The following is an 18,271-nucleotide window of genomic DNA, read 5'->3' as shown; positions in this document are numbered from 1 at the left end:
TCGCTATCTTTGACGATTCTCCGCAAACTGTCATCAGTGTGACTTACAAAAATCGCTCAAGCGGGGCGAGCGGCTCAGCCGGCGCTCAGTTTGGCATAGCGCAGGTCCAGCCACTTCACGCCGTGCTCGGCGAAATTGATTTGCAAGCGCACATCCTCGCCGCCGCCTTCGGCATTGATCACCACGCCGCTGCCGAACTTGGCGTGTTCCACCGATTGGCCGATGCGGAAGCCCTGGCTGTTGTCGGCCGCCACGCGGCCCACCTTGGGGGTCGTGCGCCAGGATGCGCTTGTCGATGCGTTTGTCTTGGCCGGCGCTTTCACTTTAGCAGATAGGTCGTGGGTGAGTTCCGCCGGGATTTCGTCGACGAAGCGCGAGCGGATCGGGTAGCGGCTCTGGCCATGCAGCATGCGGCTTTGCGCGCTGGACAGGTAGAGCCGTTGGCGCGCGCGGGTGATGGCCACATACATCAGCCGGCGTTCTTCCTGCAGGCCCTTGCCGTCGTTCATGCTGTTTTCGTGCGGGAACAGGCCTTCTTCCAGGCCGGAGACGAAGACGGCATCGAACTCCAGGCCCTTGGCTGCGTGTACCGTCATCAGCTGCAGCGCGTCGCTGCCAGCTTCGGCCTGGTGTTCGCCGGCTTCCAGGCTGGCGGCGGTGAGGAATTCGGTCAGCGCCTGCGCCGGCTCGTCCGGCATGAAGCCGGTGGCGGCGTTGATCAGTTCGTCCAGGTTGGCCAGCCGTTCCTCGCCTTCCTTCTTGTCTTGCTCGTACATCGCGCGCAGGCCGGAGTCGTCTATGGCCAGGCTGACGGCCTCGGCCAGCGGCAGCTCGCGGCCGCGCTCGCGCATGCGTTCCACCAGCAGCACGAATTCGCCCAGCTTGGCGGCGGTGCGGCCGCCGCCGGAGGCGCAGGCCGCCTGCCACAGGGTGACGCCTTGTTCGCGGCTGACCGCTTGCAGGCCTTCCACGGTGCGTGCGCCGATGCCGCGCGCCGGCACATTGATCACGCGCAGCAGCGCGTTGTCGTCTTCCGGATTGGCGATCAGGCGCAGATAGGCCAGCGCGTGCTTGATTTCCTGGCGCTCGAAGAAGCGCAGGCCGCCGTAGATGCGGTAGGGAATCTGGGCGTTGACCAGCACGTGTTCCAGCAAGCGCGACTGAGCGTTGGAGCGATAGAGCACGGCCATGTCGGACAGATTGAAGCCGTCGCGCTTGAGGCTGCGCACTTCGTCGATGATGAATTCGGCTTCCTCGCCGTCGGAGTAGGCTTCGAACAGGCGGATTTTTTCGCCTTCGCCGGCGTCGGTCCACAGGTTCTTGCCCAGCCGGCCGTCGTTTTGCTCGATCAACGCGTTGGCGGCATTGAGGATATTGCCCATCGAGCGGTAGTTCTGTTCCAGCCGCACCGGTTCGCTGACCGAGAAATCATTCAGCAGGGCGCGCATATTGCCCACTTCCGCGCCGCGGAAGGCATAGATGCTCTGGTCGTCGTCGCCGACGGCGAACAAGGAGCCGCCATCGCCGGCCAAGAGCTTGAGCCAGGCGTACTGCAGGCGGTTGGTGTCCTGGAACTCGTCCACCAGGATGTGGCTGAAGCGGCTGCAATAGTGCTGGCGCAGCGCCTGATTGGCGCTCAGCAGTTCGTAGCTGCGCAGCAGCAGCTCGGCGAAATCCACCACGCCTTCGCGGCGGCACTGGGCGTCGTAGGCGGCGTACAGTTCCACCAGCTTGGCTTCGTAGGGATTGAGCGCCGGCGGCAGCCTGTCGGCGCGCAGGCCGGCTTCCTTGCTGCCGTTGATGAAGCTTTGCACCGCGCGCGGCGGGAATTTCTCGTCGGACAGCTCCAGGCTTTTCAGCAGGCGCTTGATCACCGCTTGTTGGTCGGCGGAGTCCAGGATCTGGAAGGTTTGCGGCAGGCCGGCGTCGCGGTAGTGGGAGCGCAGGAAGCGGTTGCACAAGCCGTGGAAAGTGCCTATCCACATGGTGCGAACGTTCACCGGCACCATGGTTGCCAGCCGGGTCTGCATTTCGCGCGCGGCCTTGTTGGTGAAGGTCACCGCCAGAATGCCGCTGGGGCCGATTTGTCCGGTGGACAGCAGCCAGGCGATGCGGGTGGTCAGCACCCGGGTCTTGCCGCTGCCCGCGCCGGCCAGCACCAGCGCGCTCTTGGCGGGCCAGGTGACGGCGCGCAGTTGTTCTGGGTTGAGGCCGGCGAGGAGATCTGTCATGGCGATGCGTCTATCTGGTTCAGGCAAAACGCCATTTTACACCAGGCGTCGGCATCGTCGGCATTGCGTGGGGAAAAGCAAAAATGGCAGCCGGGAGGCTGCCATTTTGAAGAGGCCGGGTTCAGCGTTCAGCGTTTCTCGCCCAGTCGAAACTGGGGCGGAAGCTGTCCGTCAAGGTCAGCGCCATGCTGGCGGTGATGTGATCCTTGTCCTGGTAACGCACTTTGCCGTCGCGGCTGGCGAAGCAGGTCTTGGCGTCGCAGAACTGATCCAGGGGGTCCCACAAGCGGATATTGGCGTGACGGGCGGCGACGCGTTGCAGCAGCTGGACAATCTGCAGACGATGGCTCTCAACGTCCGCGCGCGGCGCGTTACATGCCGCGGCGCCCAAGCGGGCCACGCATTCCGGTGGCGACTTGCTCATTTCCGCCTCTGGCAGCACCAGGACGATTTTCAGCCCCAGGCCGGCCATGTCTTGCGCGCTGCGGTCTAGCGATTGTTCCAGGACTTGCAGTGAGGAGGCGCGGTCCAGCGGAGCGATGCCGGCCTTCATGCCGCCGGATACGCTGGGGACGCCTTCGAGACCGGCGGCCACCAGACCGGTCATGGCCGGTCTGCCCGGCAGATCTTGGGCGGTATAGCTGTTCCAACGCGCGTTGAGCAGCACGCCGGTGACGCCTTGGGCCGCCAGCTGCGGCAATTCCGCGCGCACGGCCCGCGCGAAGCTGGGGCACCAACTGCGTTTTTTGCCTTCGCCCACCGGCATGGCGTCGGCCAGCGGCGGGCAACCGTGGTAGACCCGGCGCAGGATGGCGATGCCGCGCTCCTTGGCCAGCGCGTCGTACAGCGGCATCAAATGGTCAGTGTGGGAATCGCCCCAGGCCAGCAGTTTAAGCGGCGCGCCGGGCGCGCCGATCAGGCATTGGTCGCGCGGGGACAAGGGAACGCCTGCGGCCGGCATGCCGCAATCGCCGACAAAATGGAAAGCGTCGCGCTTGGCCTGCAGAATGCTTTGCTGCCCCGGCCAAGGAAAGTGCTTGGGCAAATACATGGCGACCGTGCCCAACAGCCATAGTCCGAGGGTGATTCCCAGGCCGGACCACAGCGTGGACTTGGTGTCGCGCAGCTTCCGCCATTGCCCCCGGCGCAGCGGTTGTTCCACATAGCGGTAACTCAGCCAAGCCAGAGCCAGCGCCAAGACGCCGCCTAGGAGCACGTCGCGGCCCAGATCGCGTTCACCCAGGCCCCAATAGCGGCCCAGCGCCAGCAAGGGCCAGTGCCACAAATAAAAGCCGTAGGACAGGAGGCCGATGCTGGTCCAGGGGTGGGAGCCGATGCGGCGGCTTATCGGATTGGACGGGTCCAGCATACCGGCCAGAATGAACAGCACGCTGCCAATGACCGGCAGCAATACGATGACGCCGGGAAAGACCATGCGTTCATTCAGCAGTGCGATGGACGCCAGCAGCAGCGCCAGGCCCAGCGCGGCGATGGGCAAAGCCAGGCGCCGGCCTCCGCGTGGGGGCGGCAGCAAGGCCAGCAGGGCACCGGCGGCGAACTCCCAGGCGCGGGCGGGCATCAGGTAAAAGGCTTGCGGCGTATCGCGATAGCTTAGCCATAAGCTCAAGCCCAGCGATCCGAGCAAGACCGCGCCCAGCGCTAGGCGCATGCGCAGGTCGGTGACATGGCGGTTCCCCTTGCTCAGGCGGAAGACGCCCCATAGCAGCAAGGGCCAGACCAGATAATATTGCTCTTCCACCGCCAGCGACCAAGTGTGCAGCAAGACTTTGAGGTCGGCGTCGGAGTCGAAATAATCGAAAGCGTGCTTGAGAAAGTGATGGTTGGCGGACAAGGTAGCGACCGCACGGACCTCCCGTCCCAGCTTGATCTGGTCGTCTGGCAGCATCACGAAGTAGGCTAGCGCCAGGCTGACGGCCAGTACCAGCGCCAGCGCAGGCGCAAGCCTGCGGATGCGACGAGCGTAGAAAGCCTTGAAGTCGATGCGCCCTTGCGCAAGCAATTCCTGCCGCAACAGGCCGCTGATCAGGAAACCGGAAATGACGAAGAATATATCTACGCCGACAAAACCGCCGCCGAATCCGGGCAAGCCGATGTGGAAAGCGACCACGCTGAGCACGGCCAGCGCGCGCAGGCCGTCGATGTCCGGCCGGTAAGCTTTGGCGTCGATACAGGAGTGAGGAGTGTGCGACATAGTGCGGAAGGTTCAAACCATGATTCTGGATTGAATAATGAAAAACAGAACATTCTATCCGTATTCCGGCTCAGCCTCCTGGTTTTATCACCATTAGAAAGTAGATGGCTAGCATCGCGCAGAACGCCGGATAGCCCAGATATTCCCAATAGCGGGCGTAACGCCAGTAGCGCGCCGGCAGCGGCTGGTCGGCGGCGACCGCGGCGCGGGCCATCGCCGCCATGCGGGTTTGCAGTCGCAGCACCGGCAGCCAGCACAGGCCGGCGCACAGGAACAGGCCGATGGAGGCGAGCAGCCAGCCGCTGCTGAGCGGCCAGCCGGCCTGGCGCGCCAGCCACAGGCCGGACAGCGGCTGGAAAATCACCGCCGGCGTGGTGAACCACCAGTCGGCGCGCACCACCAGCCGCGCCACTTCTGCCTGCGCCGCGCTTTGGCGGCCGCGGTTGGCGAAGAACATATAGAAGGCCGAGCCGAAGCCGGTGCCCACCATCAGGGTGGCGGACAGGATGTGCAGGGTCTTGACGATGAGATAGTCGTTCATCTGGAAATCTCCCGGCGGGCGCCCAGCCATAGCAGCATGGCCAGGATGGGCAGGTTTTTCACTAGGGGCGCGAACGGATGTAGCCAGTTTTCCGGCAGCCAGAGCGCCAGCGCCAGGCTGTAGCCGGCGACGACGGCGGCCTGGGCCAGCCATAGGGCGCGGCAGGGGCGCCACAGCGTCAGCAGGCCGAAGGCGATATCCAGGCCGCAGGCGGCGAGGAAGAGCGGCGCGGCCCAGGCCGCCGGCAGCGGCAGCCGTTGCAGCAGGGCGATGGAGGCGTCCCAGCCGCTGAGCGGCGGTTGCAGGCCGCTCCACAGCCACAGCGCCGCCAGCGCGTATTCGATGCCGCGGGTGGAGGGGCTCATGGCGCTTCCCGGAATTGGCGGCTGGCCAGCGGCGCGCGTTGCAGCAGCGCGCCAAGCGCCGTGGGATCGCCGCAGCTGCCGCGGCTCAGCATGTCCAGGGTGTCGCGGCTGAGCAGGCTGCTCGGCCAGCGTTCGGCCAGGGTGGCCAAGGCCCGGCTGGCCTGCGGCGGCAGGTTGAGGATGTAGGCGGGCGAGGGCTTGCCCTGCAATTGGCGCAGTTGCCGCAGATAGTCGGCCAGGGTCAGCGCTTCGGCGCCGACGAAATCGATCACGCCTTCGGGCGCGTCGTCGGCCACGGCCAGCCGCGCCAGTCCGTCGATCACATCGTCGCGCGCCACCGGCTGCAGCCATTGGCCGCCGCCGTCGGGCAGCAGCCACAGCGGCAGCCGCGCCAGTTGCAGCAGCAGGCGGCTGCTGGCGCCTTGCGGACCGTAGATCAGCGAGGGGCGCGCAATGCGGGCTTCCAGGCCGCTGGCCAGCAGGGCGGCGTCGCCGCGGCCCTTGCTGGCCAGGAACAAGGTGGCGGCCTGTGGATCGGCGCCCAGCGCCGACAGTTGCACCCAGCGGCGCACATCGGCCTGGTAGGCCATGCTGGCCAGTTGCAACGGCCCCAGGTGGTGGATGGCTTCCAGCGCGCCGGCTGGCTGGTCCAGCAGTTGGCCGGCGGCGTTGACCACCACGTCGACGCCTTCCAGCCAGTGGCGCCAGTCGGCGCGCGGCTGACGCAGGTCCAGCTGTCGATGCGAGGGCGCGCTGACCTGGTGGCCATCCCGTTCCAGCCGCTGGCGCAGCGGCCGGCCGATGAAGCCGCTGCCTCCCAAGAGCAGTATCTTCATTGCGCAGCCTCCTGGGGCGCGACCGGCGCGGCTTGGACCTGATGGGCGCCGGGACGCGGCGCCACTTGCCGCCAGACCAGGCGCAGCAGCACCAGCAACTGCGCCACCACGCCCAGCAAGGCCCACATCAGGATGCCGCGGATGTCCTGCCACAGGGAGCTGGAGGGCGCGTCCGGCGCGAGCAGCAGCACGGCCAGCAGCGGACCGGCCAGGATCAGTATCAGGAAGGCGCGCTGCCAGAACGGCCCGCCAGAGCCGTGTTCGCACAGCGCCTGGGTCACTTGCCGCAAGGGGGCGGCCAGCAGCCACCAGCACAGTAGGCTGCACAGCAGGGGGACGATGATCATGCTGATGATGAATCCGCTCATGGTGTTATCCTTTGTTTCTGAAATTTCTGTCAAAACAGAAATGTGATGGCAAAAAAATGCGCGGGGTTTCCGGCGGCGCAAGGCCGCCCGGCGCCGCCCGCGTGCGCGGCGAACTTATTTATCCCGTCCCAGCAGCTTCTGGATGCTGGCGCCCATCTTCAACACCCGGCTCAGCGTGGCGGTGGACAGCCGCAGCATTTCACGGGTCCAGGAGGTCAGCGTGTCCATGAACTGCCAGGTGTTGCGGATGCGTTCCTGCGCCAGCGGGCTCTCCTGTTGGAAATCCGGGCTGTCGATGCATTCCTTCAGCACCTGCAAGGTGGGTTCGATTTCGCGGCGTTGTCGCTCCGCGACGATGATGCGGAATAGTTCCCAGACGTCGCCCGAGGTCTCGAAGTGGTCGCGGCGGTCGCCCAGCACGTGCACGATGCGGATCAGCTGCCAGTTCTGTAGTTCTTTCAGGCTGTTGCTGATATTGGAGCGGGCCACATTGAGGGTGTCGGCCAGTTCTTCGGCGTTCAGCGGGCGGCCGGTGATGAACAGCAGCGCGTGTATTTGCGCGACGGTGCGGTTCACGCCCCAGCGGGTGCCCATTTCGCCCCAGTGCAGCACGAAGCGTTGAGATACGGGTGTCAGTTCCATGGCAGAAACAATAGTTGTTTCCGAAATTTCTGTCAACACAGAAATTGATTGGCATGAAGTAAGGCGGGGGCGCGGAGAAAGGGCCGCGCCAGACAAAGGGCGCGGCGTTGTTGGCATCAGTGCTGGTGGAACAGGACGTTGTGTCCGGCTGAGCCGGTTTCGGCGGCTTGGGCCTTGCGGCCGCGGATGCGGTCCCATACTTTTTCGTGGAAGTAGTAGGCCACGGTGTTGACCAGGGGTTCCACCAGCGCCAATAGGCTGGAGACGCCGATATTGCCGGTCAGCAGATACGCCACGCTGAAGGCGACGGTGAAATGGCAGATAGCGAAGGTGATGGTCTTGAGCATGGCGGGGCTCCACATTGAGTATTTATTGAATGGTAGTCATTATCATTTGTGTGGGCCAGTTGAATATTTTGCTTAGAGCGATAGCATTTTACTAATGAGATTTTTGTTTTGATTGTGGATGGCTGCTGGCGGTAGCAGGAAGGCCGCTGCTGCGAGGAACTTGGTATCTGTTCGCGATCTCGCGAGTGCCGGCGAGACAAGGCGTTGTGGCAGGGAGACGGTGGATGAGGCTGCGAAGCCGCAGCCTCTGTGTTACGCCGCGCGACGCGCGGCGGAACGTAAACAGGTTCTTACATCTTGACGCCCAGTTCGCGCAGACGCTCGTTCAGATAGCTGTCCGCGGTATAGCGCTCGGACAGCACCACTTCCGGGCGCGGGTGCAGGAATAGCGGCAGCGAGATGCGGTTCTTGCTCGCGCCTTCGCCGCTGGGGTTGACCACGCGGTGCTGGGTGGACGGGTAGTAGCCGGCGGACGCTTCTTGCAGCATGTCGCCGATATTGACCACCAGGGTGCCGAAATCACAGGGCACGTCCAGCCATTCGCCCTGCTTGTCCTGCACTTGCAGGCCGGGCTCGTTGGCGGCGGGCAGGATGGTCAGCAGATTGATGTCGCCATGGGCGGCGGCGCGCAGCGATCCGGCCGGTTCCTGGCCGGTCAGCGGCGGGTAGCGCAGCACGCGCAACAGGGTTTTCTGGCTGTCGGCGATCATGTGCGACAGCGGCTCGGTGTAATGGGCGGCGATGTGGGCCGGGGTGTATTGCTGCACCCAGGACAGCAGTTCCTGCGCCAGCTGGTTGGCGATGGCGTAGTAGCGGTCGGTATCGGCCTTGAGCTGCGGCGGCACGCGGCCCCAGGGGTAGATGTGGAAGTATTCCTTGATGTCTTTCAGGGTTGCGCCCTTGGCGGTTTCCGACACTTCCGGCGAGAACCAGCCGTCCTGGCGTTCCATGGAGAAGGCGTAATCGTATTTGGCCTGGCTGTTGAAGAAGGCGAGCCAGTCCGCATAGATTTTTTCGACCAGGTCTTGGGGTACCGGATGATTGACCAGCACGCCGAAGCCGGTTTCGTGCAAGGAGCGGGTGAATTGTTCCGCGGCGTCCGGTGCGTGGTGATCGACAACTCTGACGTTCATGGGGTGGGGTTCCTGAGGATTGCAGGACGCTGCCATTCAATGGCGGGGCAGGCGTCAAGGGCTGGGATTTTACCCGCGCGCCTGTGCATCACCAAGCGCTTGCTGTAGTCCTTCAGGACAGATGTCGCGCTGTAGCAACTGGGCTTCAGGCGCAGCGGCGGATTCGCGGGGAAGAACCCGCCGCTCCAGCCGCGCTTTCGGCGCAGAATCGGCCCGCGCGCAGCAGTTGCTGCACGCGCCAGAACAGAAAATCGGATGAAACCAGCGCTTCCCGAATGCGGATGAACGCGGCGCCGACCAGGCGCTGGATAGCGAGCGGGTCCGCGCCGATCTGTTCCAGCAGCAGCGCATCGTAATGCTCTAGCGGCGCTTCGACGATGGCGTTGCCCTGCCAGCGGCGCAGGCCCAGGCCGTGTTCGCGCCAGTGGCGCCATTGCGCGGCCAGCGCTTGCCGTTCCGCGGCGCTGAGCGGGCGTTGCTGCGGCAGGCAGGCGGCCAGCCGTTCCAGCGGCAGCATGGCCAAGCTCCATTCCGCCATCTCGTCGCCGGCTTGCCAGGCCGGTTCCGGCACGGCGACGACGGACAGCGGGCAGTGCGCCGGCAGTTGCTCGGCCAACAGCGCCAGCGCCAGGTGGTCGCCGGCGTTGCGGCCCAGCCAGACGGTGAGCGGGCGCGGCTGTTCCAGCAGCCGCAGCAGCGCCCTGCGGCTGGCCTGATGCCGGCGCAGCCAATCGTCCTCGTATTCCGGCAGCCAGGGCTGGGCTTGCAGCAGTTGTTGGTGCCAGGCCAGGCGCAGCCCTTGATCGATGGCGTCGGCGTCCAGCAGCGGACCGGCGCTCAGGTCTTCGATGAAGGCCAGCACTTCGCCGTCGAGCAGGCCATCGCGCCGCAGCGCCTGCAGCATGCCGGCGCCGGAGTCGCCGACGGCGACATGCAGGCGGTTCGCGCTCACACGCGCTGGTCCATGTCCAGCGCCGGGGTGCCTTCGCAGGCGCGCGCCACCACGCGGGCGGGCACGCCCACCACGGTGGTGTGGGCCGGCACGTCTTCCAGCACCACGCTGCCGGCGCCGATCTTGGCGCAGGCGCCCACCAGAATGTTGCCGAGGATGGAGGTGTTGGCGCCGATCAGCACGCCGTCGGCGATCTTGGGATGGCGGTCGCCGTGTTCCTTGCCGGTACCGCCCAGGGTCACGCCTTGCAGCAGGGAGACGTTGTCGCCGATGACGGCGGTTTCGCCGACCACCACGCCGGTGCCGTGGTCCAGCATCACGCCCTGGCCGATGCGCGCGGCCGGGTGGATGTCGGCGCCGGTGACTTCGGAGATGCGGTTTTGCAGGAACAGCGCCAGGGTTTTACGCTCTTCGCGCCACAGCCAGTGGGTGATGCGTTGGCACTGGATGGCGTGGAAGCCCTTGAAATACAGCAGCGGGGTGGAGTAGTTGTCGCAAGCCGGATCGCGGTCGAAACAGGCGCTGATGTCGGCGCGCGCGGCGGCGCTGATGGCCGGGTCGGCGTCCAGCGCTTCGCGGAACAGTTCCATCAGCGCGCGGGCATCCATCACCGGGCTGGCGAGCTTGCTGGACAGGTGGAAGGCGAGCACGTCTTCCAGGGTGTTGTGGCGCAGCACGGTCATGTGCAGGAAGCTGGCCAGCATGGGTTCATCCTGGGCGGCTTGCGTGGCTTCCTGTCGGATGGCGAGCCAGAGCGGATCGCCGTTTGCTTCGTTCATCTTGCAAAACTCCCTTGAGCTGCGGCGGCGCGCGCCTCAGCGGTCTTTCAATTGCCAGAACAGCGCGCGGTCGAACGGCGACCACCAGGCGGTGCGCACGCCGCTGGCGTCCAGCGCGTTGCGCACCCACTGGTTGCAGGTGGTCAATGGGCTGTAGCGGCCGTTGGCCAGGTAAAAGGCGTCCTGCTCATGGTAATGATAGCCCTGCATCCAGACGGCCTGTCCGGCGCCGTCGCGGGCGATGGCGGCGCGGATGTAGCCGGTCAGCCGCCGGTATTGTTCGGGCGTGAGCAGGATGCGCCGGGTGGCGGCGTTTTCGCGCGGCGGCGGCAGGTATTCCACGTGCAGCACGGTGCCGTCCAGGCCGGACAGCGCGTAGAGCGCGTTGCCGGGGGTGAGGTCGGACCAATTCTGCGTGTCCAGGAAAAAGCTGCGGCTGCCCCAGCCTATGCCGACATAGGTCTGTTTGTCCAGATTAGGCCGGAGGCGCGGATGCTGCGGTGAAAACTCATTGTCCCAGTCCATGCCCGCGGCGCGGCGCGGCAGCAGCAGGCCGGCGTGCACGCCGTTGCTGTCGAGATAGACCGGAATACCGGCGGCCGGCGCGCGCCAGTCGCGGTTGGCGGGCAACAGGCCCAGGACCAGCGCGGTCAACAGGTAGAGGAGCGGCAGGGCCAGCAGGCATAGCAAGCACCGCAGCGCGCGCCGGAACAGGCGCGGCCGCCGCGGGGGCAAGGTTGCTGTCATGGGCGGAGCTTAGAGAAGGACGACGTCGAACTGCTCCTGGGTATAAGTGGCTTCCACCGACAGGGAGATCGGCTTGCCGATGAAGTCGATCAGCATCGCCAGGCTTTGCGATTCCTCGTCTATGAACATGTCGATCACCGATTGCGCGGCCAGGATGCGGTAGCCCTTGGCGTCGAACTGGCGCGCCTCGCGCACGATCTCGCGCTGGATCTCGTAGCACACGGTCTGCGCGGTCTTGATCTCGCCGCGGCCCTGGCAGGTGGGGCAGGGCTCGCACAGCACGTGGGCCAGGCTCTCGCGGGTGCGCTTGCGGGTGATTTCCACCAGGCCCAGGCTGGTGAAGCCGTTGAGGGTGACGCGGGTGCGGTCGCGCGCCATCGCCTTGGCCAGCTCCGCCAGCACCGCGGACTGGTGCTCGTCGTTGTCCATGTCGATGAAGTCGACGATGATGATGCCGCCGAGGTTGCGCAGCCGCAGTTGCCGCGCAATGGTCTGGGTGGCTTCCAGATTGGTCTTGAAGATGGTTTCGTCGAAGTTGCGGTTGCCGACGAAGCCGCCGGTGTTGACGTCTATCGTGGTCATCGCCTCGGTCTGGTCGATGATCAGGTAGCCGCCGAACTTGAGGTTGACGCGGCGCGCTAGCGCCTTGTCGATCTCGGCCTCGATGCCGTGCAGTTCGAACAGAGGGCGTTCGCCGCTATAGCGTTCGATCTTGTCCACGGCGATCTGCACGTATTGCTCGGCGAACTCGACCATGCGGCTGTAATTCTCGGTGGAATCCACCACCACCTGGTCGGTGAAGCCGCTGACCATGTCGCGCAGCACGCGCACCGCCAATGGCAGGTCTTCGTACAGCAGGCTTTGCGCCGGCAGGTGCTGGGACTTGTGGCGGATGTCGGACCACAGCTTGGACAGGTAGCCGATGTCGGCGGCCAGTTCGTCGTCGCGGGCGGTCTCGGCGCTGGTGCGGATGATGTAGCCGCGCGGGCTGTTGGCCGGCAGCAGCTTTTCCAGCCGGGATTTCAGGCTGTGGCGTTCGTTCTCGCTGTCTATTTTCTGCGAAACGCCGATGTGTTCTTCCTGCGGCAGATGCACCAGGAAGCGGCCGGCCAGCGATATCTGGGTGGACAGGCGCGCGCCCTTGGTGCCGATCGGATCCTTGATCACCTGCACCAGCACGGTCTGGCCTTCGAACAGCATTTTTTCGATGCGTTGCGGCTCGGTCGGGTGCTGGCGTTGCTCCAGCACATCGGCGATGTGCAGGAAGGCGGCGCGCTCCAGGCCGATTTCAATGAAGGCGCTCTGCATGCCGGGCAGCACGCGCTTGACCTGGCCCAGATAGATGTTGCCGACGATGCCGCGGCTGGCGGCGCGTTCCACGTGCAGTTCCTGGACCACGGCGTCTTCCAGCACCGCGACCCGGGTTTCCTGCGGCGTGATGTTGACCAGGATCTGTTCCTTGGGCCGCGGCAGATCGCGCGGCAGGGGTATCGATTGATGCAGCATGGTGGTCCCCCGCGCGCTTAAGGAAATTGAAAGCCGAATTCGCCGAGCAGCGCCGCGGTTTCGAAGATGGGCAAGCCCATGACGCCGCTATGGCTGCCGTGGATGCGCTCGACGAAGACGCCGGCCTTGCCCTGGATGCCGTAGGCGCCGGCCTTGTCGAAAGGCTCGCCGCTGGCCAGGTAGCGTTCGATGTCCTGTTCGCTGAGCGGGCGGAAGAACACATCGGTGACCGAGGTCTTGAGCCGCACCTTGTCGTCCTCGCGCACGGCCACGCTGGTGATCGCCTGGTGGCTGCGGCCGGAAAAGGCGCGCAGCATGCGGCGGGCGTCGTCGGCGTTTTCCGGCTTGCCGAAGATTTCGCCGTCCATCGCCACCGTGGTGTCGGCGGCCAGCAAGGGCCGCGACGGCAGACCGCAGGACATCACCACCCGCCAGCCGGCTTCGGCCTTGGACAGCGCCAGCCGTTCGGTATAGGCGACGGCGGACTCGCCGGGCAGCACCGATTCATCGATATCGGCGTGGATGCGCTCCAGGTGCATGCCCAGCTGTTCCAGAATTTCGCGGCGGCGCGGGCTGCCGGAAGACAGGTAAATCCGGGTGTCATTTGCGGTCATGATAGTCTGCTCATTTGTTCTTTGGGTCGCTGCCTAGGTTACCAGACGCGTGATGCCGCAACCATCGAATCCGTCAGGCTCCGGGCGTTTTCAGGCCGGTACGGTCGGGTTTAAATGGTGTCAATTCGCTGTTTTTAAAGACATGGGCGCGGCGCGCGGGCGGGTTTTTTTCCAGGGCTCTGCTGCGGCGCGGCGCTGTCCCCGGTATCATGCCGGTTTGCTTCCGATGCCCCTGCCGTCATACCCCGATGCCGAACGCTAGCCCTCCCCCGTATGCCCGTGCCGCCACCTTGGCGGCCATTTTGTTGATCCTGTTCAATCCCTTGGGCATCGATCTTTACCTGTCGGCGATGCCGGCGATGCAACTGCATTTCCAGGCCGATGTCGCGCTCAGTCTCAGCGTGTTCATCTTCAGCCTGGGGCTGGGACAGTTGCTGTTCGGTCCGATGGCTGACCGCTTCGGCCGCAAGCCGGTGGCGCTGGGCGGCCTGTTGCTGTACGCGGCGGCCGCGTTTGGCGCCAGCCGCAGCGACAGCCTGAGCGGCTTTCTGGCCTTGCGCATGCTGCAGGGCCTGGGCGCCAGCGCCAGCTCGGTGTGCGCGTTCACCCTGGTGCGTGATTGTTTTTCCGGCAATGCCGCGGCGCAGCGCTATAGCCTGCTCAACGCCGCGCTGAACGTGGTACCGGCGATGGCGCCGCTGTTGGGCGGCTGGCTGACCGCGCGCTGGGGCTGGCAGTCCTGCTTCCTGGTGCTGGGCGGCAGCGCGGTGCTGGCCAGCGCGTGGCTGGCCTGGAAGATGCCGGAAACCCGGCCCGCGGCTTCCAGCGCCGCCGGCCCGGCGATGGGCATGCGCCAGGTGCTGGCCACCCCGGCGCTGCGTCGTTACGGCGCTTGCTGCGCGACCGCGCTGGCCTTGATCGTCAGCTATGTGACGCTGGCGCCGATGGTGTTGATCGAGCGCGGCGGCATCAGCACCACCACCTTCGGCCTGCTGTTCGGCGGCAATGCCTTGCTGGTGATGGCGGCCAGCTTCCTCGGCCTGAAGCTGATCGGCCGTTTCGGCCAGAAGGCCATGCTGCGCTACGGCCTCAACATCATGCTGCTGGCCGGGGTCTTGCTGCTGGCTTTGTCCGGCCAGCCGGGCGCCTGGCACTATATGCTGCCGATAGGCGTGCTGAGCGTGGGTTTCGCCTGGACGCTGGGGCCGGCCAGCGGCATGGCGATGGCGCCGTTCTCCCAGGCCGCCGGCCGCGCCGCCGCCTTGCTCGGCTGCGCTCAGATGCTGTTCGCATCGGCGGTGTCGGCCGGCCTTGCCGCCTTGCCGTTGCCGGGCGAGTGGGCGCTGGGCGCGACGGTATTGCTCTTGGCCGGCGCCTGCCGTTGGCTGACCCGTTCGACGGCGGCGATTCGGGAAAATACCCACTGATTTTCAAGCGTTTGACATGTATTGTGAGATTTGTGGCGCCGGTCCCGCTTTAGCGCTTGTCTGGCAGCCTACAATCGGCAGACAATTGGCCCAAACTTGAAAATTGACTTCTACAATGAAGCGCGGCGGCAAGCCGCCCGGCGCTTCTCCGCTCTTTCGCACTGATTAGCAGGTTTCATGAACAAACATATTCCGCGCAAGCGTTTCGGCCAGAATTTCCTGCAGGACGCCAGCGTCATCGCCAATATCGTGCATGCGGTGAATCCGCAGCCGGACGATGTCGTCATCGAAATAGGCCCCGGCCTGGGCGCGATCACCAAGCCGCTGCTGGCCGCGCTCAAGCATTTGCACGTGGTTGAGATCGACCGCGACATCATCAGCCGCCTGCAGACGGAGTTTCCGGCCGAGCGTCTGAGCATACATGCCGGCGACGCGCTGGCTTTCGATTTCGCCTCGGTGGCGGAAGGCAAGCTGAAGATAGTCGGCAATTTGCCGTACAACATTTCCACGCCGCTGCTGTTCCATCTGGCCACTTACGGCCAGAAGGTCACCGACATGCACTTCATGCTGCAAAAAGAGGTGATCGAGCGCATGGTGGCGGAACCGTCCACCGCCGATTACGGACGGCTGACGGTGATGTTGCAGTACCGTTTTGAAATGGAGAACATCCTGCACGTGCCGCCGGAAGCGTTCTGGCCGCCGCCGAAGGTGGACTCCGCCGTGGTGCGGATGATTCCGGCGCCGGGCCGTTGCGGCGTGGCCAGCGACGAGCTTTTGCTGGAGCAAGTGGTGACCACGGCGTTCTCGCAGCGGCGCAAGACGCTGAAGAACAATTTGAAGGGCCTGCTGGACGCGGACGGCTTCGCCGCGCTGGAGTTGGACCCCGGCCTGCGCCCGGAAAACCTGCCGGTGGAGGATTACGTCCGCCTGGCCAATTATCTGAGCGCGAAGGGCCACAAGGCCAAGCGTCAGTAAGCGGGTCTTACACACCAAAAAATACGAGCGGGCGTTCAGCGCCCGCCGCACTACAAAGAGTCGTCCGTTCCCGCCGCTTGATCGGCGGGGATTGTCTATCACAGGAAGTGAACAAGGAGAAACTTCATGCGTATTCGCTCTACCCTGATCTGTGCCGCCACTCTGGGCGCCTTCTGCGCCGCTCCGGCCATGGCCGCCGAGTTGACCGGCACCTTGAAGAAGATCAAAGATTCCGGCGTGATCGTGCTGGGCAACCGCGATGCCTCGATCCCGTTTTCCTACTACGACAACAACCAGAAGCCGGTGGGCTATTCGGTGGACCTGGCCAATAAAGTGGTCGAGCAGGTGAAAAAAGAGCTGAAAATGCCGAACCTGCAGGTCAAGTACAATCTGGTGACCTCCCAGACCCGGATTCCGCTGGTGCAGAACGGTACCGTGGATCTGGAGTGCGGCTCCACCACCAATAATGTGGAACGCCAGAAGCAAGTGGGCTTCTCGGTGGGCATCTTCGAGATCGGCACCCGTTTGCTGACCGCCAAGACCTCCGGCATCAAGGATTTCCCGGATCTGAAGGGCAAGAACGTGGTGACCACCGCCGGCACCACCTCCGAGCGTCTGATCAAGGCGATGAACGCCGACAAGAAGATGGGCATGAACATCATCTCGGCCAAGGACCACGGCGAATCCTTCCTGATGCTGGAATCCGGCCGCGCCGCCGCCTTCATGATGGACGACGCGCTGTTGTACGGCGAAATGGCCAAGGCCAAGAATCCGGCCAACTGGGTGGTGACCGGCAAGGCCCAGTCCTACGAGATCTACGGCTGCATGCTGCGCAAGGAAGACGCCGCCTTCAAGAAGGTGGTGGACAGCGCGCTGAGCAATACCTTCAAGTCCGGCGAGGTCAACAAGATCTACGCCAAGTGGTTCACCAGCCCGGTGCCGCCCAAGGGCCTGAACCTGAACTTCCCGATGTCCGATGAATTCAAGGAGCTGATCGCCAAGCCGACCGACAAGTCTGCCGAGCAGATGTAAGTCGCGGTTGGCGCGTCGCCGCCCCGTCCTCCTCGCTGTCGCGCGGAGCCCGGGGCGCGCGGCCGTACCCGCTTTCTTTGTGTGTGGCTGGCCGTGTGCGCCGGCCGCGGCCCGCCGGCAGCCGGCGGGCTGGCGTTGTGGGAGTGAAGCATGAATTACCACTGGGACTGGATGGTGTTTTTCAAGTCCACCGGGGTGGGTAGCGAAATCTATCTGAACTGGTTCGTCACCGGCCTGGGCTGGACCATCGCCGTGGCGCTGGCCGGCTGGGCGATCGCCTTGGCGCTGGGCTCGGTGCTGGGCGTGATGCGCACGGTGCCGAATCGCTGGGTGGCCGGCATCGCCGCCACCTATGTCGAGTTGTTCCGCAATGTGCCCTTGCTGGTGCAGCTCTTTGTCTGGTACTTCCTGATTCCGGATCTGCTGCCCGAGGGCATGCAGACCTGGTTCAAGCAGGACCTGGCGCCGGCCACTTCCGCCTTTTTGTCGGTGGTGGTGTGCCTGGGGCTGTTCACCGCGGCGCGGGTGTGCGAACAGGTGCGCACCGGCATCGAGGCCTTGCCGCGCGGCCAGCGCAATGCGGCGCAGGCCATGGGTTTCACCCTGCCGCAGGTCTACCTCCACGTGCTGCTGCCGCAGGCTTTCCGCATCATCATCCCGCCGCTGACCAGCGAGTTTTTGAATATTTTCAAGAACTCCTCGGTGGCCTCGCTGATCGGCCTGATGGAACTGCTGGCGCAGACCAAGCAGACCGCGGAGTTTTCCGCCAACATCTTTGAGGCCTTCACCCTGGCCACCATCATCTATTTCGTGCTCAATATGAGCTTGATGACGCTGATGGCCTGGATCGAGCGGCGCGTGCGCATTCCCGGCATGATGGGGGGCAAGTGATGGAATTGGATTTCAGTCAGATCGTTCCGGCGCTGCCGGGATTGTGGCAGGGCATGCAGCTGACCCTGAAGTTGTTGGTGATGGCGGTATTGGGCGGCGTGGTGTTGGGCACCTTGCTGGCCCTGGCGCGGCTGTCCGATAACCGGGTGCTGTCGCCGCTGGCCAAGTTCTACGTCAATTACTTCCGTTCGATTCCGCTGCTGCTGGTGATCTCCTGGTTCTACCTGGTGGTGCCCATGCTGTTGAACTGGATCACCGGCAATCTGGAGCCGGTGGGCGCGTTCACCTCCTGCCTGGTGGCCTTCGTGATGTTCGAGGCGGCGTATTTCTCCGAGATCGTGCGCGCCGGCATCCAGGCCATTCCCAAGGGCCAGGCCGGCGCCGCCTACGCGCTGGGGATGAATTACGGCCAGGTGATGCGGCTGGTGATCCTGCCGCAGGCCTTCCGCAAGATGACGCCGCTGCTGTTGCAGCAGTCCATCATCCTGTTCCAGGACACTTCGCTGGTGTACGCTGTCGGTTTGATGGATTTCCTCAATACCGCCCGCTCCAAGGGCGATATCGTCGGCTTGCCGCATGAGTTTCTGCTGTTTGCCGGCGCAGTCTATTTCGTGATCAGTTTCGGCGCTTCCGTGTTGGTGAAGCGCATGCAGAAAAGGTTGGCTGTATGAGC

Annotated in this window: 19 protein-coding genes; 5 read left to right on the top strand and 14 right to left on the bottom strand. The window is 64.6% G+C overall.

The genetic code is table 11. The features are described from left to right. Positions 1 to 74: 74 nt before the first annotated feature. The 14 genes from ACE3QM_RS13235 to ACE3QM_RS13170 form a co-directional block, all read right to left on the bottom strand. The gene (locus ACE3QM_RS13235; RefSeq protein WP_374422468.1) at positions 75 to 2,231 is read right to left on the bottom strand and encodes a UvrD-helicase domain-containing protein; all 2,157 of its coding nucleotides are present in this window, start codon (positions 2,229 to 2,231) and stop codon (positions 75 to 77) included. Between the two features lie 121 nt (positions 2,232 to 2,352). Continuing rightward, positions 2,353 to 4,443: an acyltransferase family protein gene (locus ACE3QM_RS13230; protein ID WP_374422466.1), complete on the bottom strand. Its 2,091-nt coding sequence runs from the start codon at positions 4,441 to 4,443 to the stop codon at positions 2,353 to 2,355. A gap of 70 nt (positions 4,444 to 4,513) precedes the next feature. Next, entirely contained in the window at positions 4,514 to 4,984 is a 471-nt protein-coding gene (locus tag ACE3QM_RS13225; RefSeq protein WP_374422464.1) for a DUF2269 family protein, read from the bottom strand. After that, complete coding sequence (locus tag ACE3QM_RS13220; protein ID WP_374422462.1) at positions 4,981 to 5,349, bottom strand: DoxX-like family protein; 369 nt, start codon at positions 5,347 to 5,349, stop codon at positions 4,981 to 4,983. Before ACE3QM_RS13220 ends, ACE3QM_RS13225 begins: the two co-directional genes overlap by 4 nt. Then, positions 5,346 to 6,185: a complex I NDUFA9 subunit family protein gene (locus ACE3QM_RS13215; RefSeq protein ID WP_374422460.1), complete on the bottom strand. Its 840-nt coding sequence runs from the start codon at positions 6,183 to 6,185 to the stop codon at positions 5,346 to 5,348. Before ACE3QM_RS13215 ends, ACE3QM_RS13220 begins: the two co-directional genes overlap by 4 nt. Continuing rightward, a complete protein-coding gene (locus tag ACE3QM_RS13210; RefSeq protein WP_231461579.1) occupies positions 6,182 to 6,553 on the bottom strand; it encodes a hypothetical protein in 372 nt (123 codons plus the stop codon). The genes ACE3QM_RS13215 and ACE3QM_RS13210 overlap by 4 nt, the downstream gene beginning before the upstream one ends. A 114-nt stretch (positions 6,554 to 6,667) precedes the next feature. Then, on the bottom strand, positions 6,668 to 7,195 hold the full coding sequence (locus tag ACE3QM_RS13205; protein ID WP_374422458.1) for a GbsR/MarR family transcriptional regulator: 528 nt from the start codon (positions 7,193 to 7,195) through the stop codon (positions 6,668 to 6,670). 116 nt (positions 7,196 to 7,311) lie between these two features. Then, positions 7,312 to 7,542, bottom strand: a complete 231-nt coding sequence (locus ACE3QM_RS13200; RefSeq protein WP_231461580.1) for a DUF2061 domain-containing protein — start codon at positions 7,540 to 7,542, stop codon at positions 7,312 to 7,314. A 290-nt stretch (positions 7,543 to 7,832) separates the two neighbouring features. Further along, positions 7,833 to 8,675 carry an isopenicillin N synthase family dioxygenase gene (locus ACE3QM_RS13195; RefSeq protein WP_374422455.1) on the bottom strand — a complete coding sequence of 281 codons (843 nt, stop codon included), beginning with the start codon at positions 8,673 to 8,675 and terminating at the stop codon, positions 7,833 to 7,835. A gap of 145 nt (positions 8,676 to 8,820) precedes the next feature. After that, on the bottom strand, positions 8,821 to 9,627 hold the full coding sequence (locus tag ACE3QM_RS13190; RefSeq protein WP_374422453.1) for a DUF3658 domain-containing protein: 807 nt from the start codon (positions 9,625 to 9,627) through the stop codon (positions 8,821 to 8,823). Further along, positions 9,624 to 10,406 (bottom strand): serine O-acetyltransferase, encoded by a 783-nt coding sequence (gene cysE / locus ACE3QM_RS13185; protein ID WP_374422450.1) that lies wholly within the window; start codon positions 10,404 to 10,406, stop codon positions 9,624 to 9,626. Before cysE ends, ACE3QM_RS13190 begins: the two co-directional genes overlap by 4 nt. A gap of 36 nt (positions 10,407 to 10,442) precedes the next feature. Next, positions 10,443 to 11,153, bottom strand: coding sequence for a TIGR02117 family protein (locus ACE3QM_RS13180; RefSeq protein WP_374422448.1), 711 nt, complete (start codon positions 11,151 to 11,153; stop codon positions 10,443 to 10,445). Positions 11,154 to 11,162: 9 nt separating this feature from the next. Next, entirely contained in the window at positions 11,163 to 12,659 is a 1,497-nt protein-coding gene (gene rng / locus ACE3QM_RS13175; protein WP_048408397.1) for a ribonuclease G, read from the bottom strand. A 17-nt stretch (positions 12,660 to 12,676) separates the two neighbouring features. Beyond that, on the bottom strand, positions 12,677 to 13,273 hold the full coding sequence (locus tag ACE3QM_RS13170) for a nucleoside triphosphate pyrophosphatase (protein WP_231461583.1): 597 nt from the start codon (positions 13,271 to 13,273) through the stop codon (positions 12,677 to 12,679). A gap of 302 nt (positions 13,274 to 13,575) precedes the next feature. Between ACE3QM_RS13170 and ACE3QM_RS13165 the strand changes: the two genes are divergently transcribed. The 5 genes from ACE3QM_RS13165 (at position 13,576) to ACE3QM_RS13145 (ending at position 18,269) form a co-directional block, all read left to right on the top strand. Then, on the top strand, positions 13,576 to 14,700 hold the full coding sequence (locus ACE3QM_RS13165) for a multidrug effflux MFS transporter (RefSeq protein ID WP_197081368.1): 1,125 nt from the start codon (positions 13,576 to 13,578) through the stop codon (positions 14,698 to 14,700). A 177-nt stretch (positions 14,701 to 14,877) separates the two neighbouring features. Next, a complete protein-coding gene (gene rsmA / locus ACE3QM_RS13160) occupies positions 14,878 to 15,675 on the top strand; it encodes a 16S rRNA (adenine(1518)-N(6)/adenine(1519)-N(6))-dimethyltransferase RsmA (protein WP_231461584.1) in 798 nt (265 codons plus the stop codon). A 126-nt stretch (positions 15,676 to 15,801) separates the two neighbouring features. Further along, on the top strand, positions 15,802 to 16,707 hold the full coding sequence (locus ACE3QM_RS13155; protein WP_048408393.1) for a glutamate/aspartate ABC transporter substrate-binding protein: 906 nt from the start codon (positions 15,802 to 15,804) through the stop codon (positions 16,705 to 16,707). Between the two features lie 150 nt (positions 16,708 to 16,857). Further along, on the top strand, positions 16,858 to 17,598 hold the full coding sequence (locus ACE3QM_RS13150) for an amino acid ABC transporter permease (protein ID WP_374422443.1): 741 nt from the start codon (positions 16,858 to 16,860) through the stop codon (positions 17,596 to 17,598). Next, complete coding sequence (locus ACE3QM_RS13145; RefSeq protein WP_374422441.1) at positions 17,598 to 18,269, top strand: ABC transporter permease subunit; 672 nt, start codon at positions 17,598 to 17,600, stop codon at positions 18,267 to 18,269. Before ACE3QM_RS13150 ends, ACE3QM_RS13145 begins: the two co-directional genes overlap by 1 nt. The last annotated feature ends 2 nt before the right edge of the window (positions 18,270 to 18,271 follow it).

The organism is Chromobacterium sp. (genome assembly GCF_041912965.1).
GTDB classification, from domain to species: Bacteria; Pseudomonadota; Gammaproteobacteria; order Burkholderiales; family Chromobacteriaceae; genus Chromobacterium; species Chromobacterium aquaticum.
The sequence above is the reverse complement of the archived record's forward strand: the minus strand, read 5'-3'. Positions and strand labels throughout refer to the sequence as shown.

What these genes read in the sequence shown, in the direction of transcription:
- ACE3QM_RS13235 (WP_374422468.1), bottom strand. Translation starts at nt 2,231, where the DNA reads ATGACAGATCTCCTCGCCGGCCTCAACCCAGAACAACTGCGCGCCGTC.
- ACE3QM_RS13230 (WP_374422466.1), bottom strand. Translation starts at nt 4,443, where the DNA reads ATGTCGCACACTCCTCACTCCTGTATCGACGCCAAAGCTTACCGGCCG.
- ACE3QM_RS13225 (WP_374422464.1), bottom strand. Translation starts at nt 4,984, where the DNA reads ATGAACGACTATCTCATCGTCAAGACCCTGCACATCCTGTCCGCCACC.
- ACE3QM_RS13220 (WP_374422462.1), bottom strand. Translation starts at nt 5,349, where the DNA reads ATGAGCCCCTCCACCCGCGGCATCGAATACGCGCTGGCGGCGCTGTGG.
- ACE3QM_RS13215 (WP_374422460.1), bottom strand. Translation starts at nt 6,185, where the DNA reads ATGAAGATACTGCTCTTGGGAGGCAGCGGCTTCATCGGCCGGCCGCTG.
- ACE3QM_RS13210 (WP_231461579.1), bottom strand. Translation starts at nt 6,553, where the DNA reads ATGAGCGGATTCATCATCAGCATGATCATCGTCCCCCTGCTGTGCAGC.
- ACE3QM_RS13205 (WP_374422458.1), bottom strand. Translation starts at nt 7,195, where the DNA reads ATGGAACTGACACCCGTATCTCAACGCTTCGTGCTGCACTGGGGCGAA.
- ACE3QM_RS13200 (WP_231461580.1), bottom strand. Translation starts at nt 7,542, where the DNA reads ATGCTCAAGACCATCACCTTCGCTATCTGCCATTTCACCGTCGCCTTC.
- ACE3QM_RS13195 (WP_374422455.1), bottom strand. Translation starts at nt 8,675, where the DNA reads ATGAACGTCAGAGTTGTCGATCACCACGCACCGGACGCCGCGGAACAA.
- cysE (WP_374422450.1), bottom strand. Translation starts at nt 10,406, where the DNA reads ATGAACGAAGCAAACGGCGATCCGCTCTGGCTCGCCATCCGACAGGAA.
- ACE3QM_RS13180 (WP_374422448.1), bottom strand. Translation starts at nt 11,153, where the DNA reads ATGACAGCAACCTTGCCCCCGCGGCGGCCGCGCCTGTTCCGGCGCGCG.
- rng (WP_048408397.1), bottom strand. Translation starts at nt 12,659, where the DNA reads ATGCTGCATCAATCGATACCCCTGCCGCGCGATCTGCCGCGGCCCAAG.
- ACE3QM_RS13170 (WP_231461583.1), bottom strand. Translation starts at nt 13,273, where the DNA reads ATGACCGCAAATGACACCCGGATTTACCTGTCTTCCGGCAGCCCGCGC.
- rsmA (WP_231461584.1), top strand. Translation starts at nt 14,878, where the DNA reads ATGAACAAACATATTCCGCGCAAGCGTTTCGGCCAGAATTTCCTGCAG.
- ACE3QM_RS13155 (WP_048408393.1), top strand. Translation starts at nt 15,802, where the DNA reads ATGCGTATTCGCTCTACCCTGATCTGTGCCGCCACTCTGGGCGCCTTC.
- ACE3QM_RS13150 (WP_374422443.1), top strand. Translation starts at nt 16,858, where the DNA reads ATGAATTACCACTGGGACTGGATGGTGTTTTTCAAGTCCACCGGGGTG.
- ACE3QM_RS13145 (WP_374422441.1), top strand. Translation starts at nt 17,598, where the DNA reads ATGGAATTGGATTTCAGTCAGATCGTTCCGGCGCTGCCGGGATTGTGG.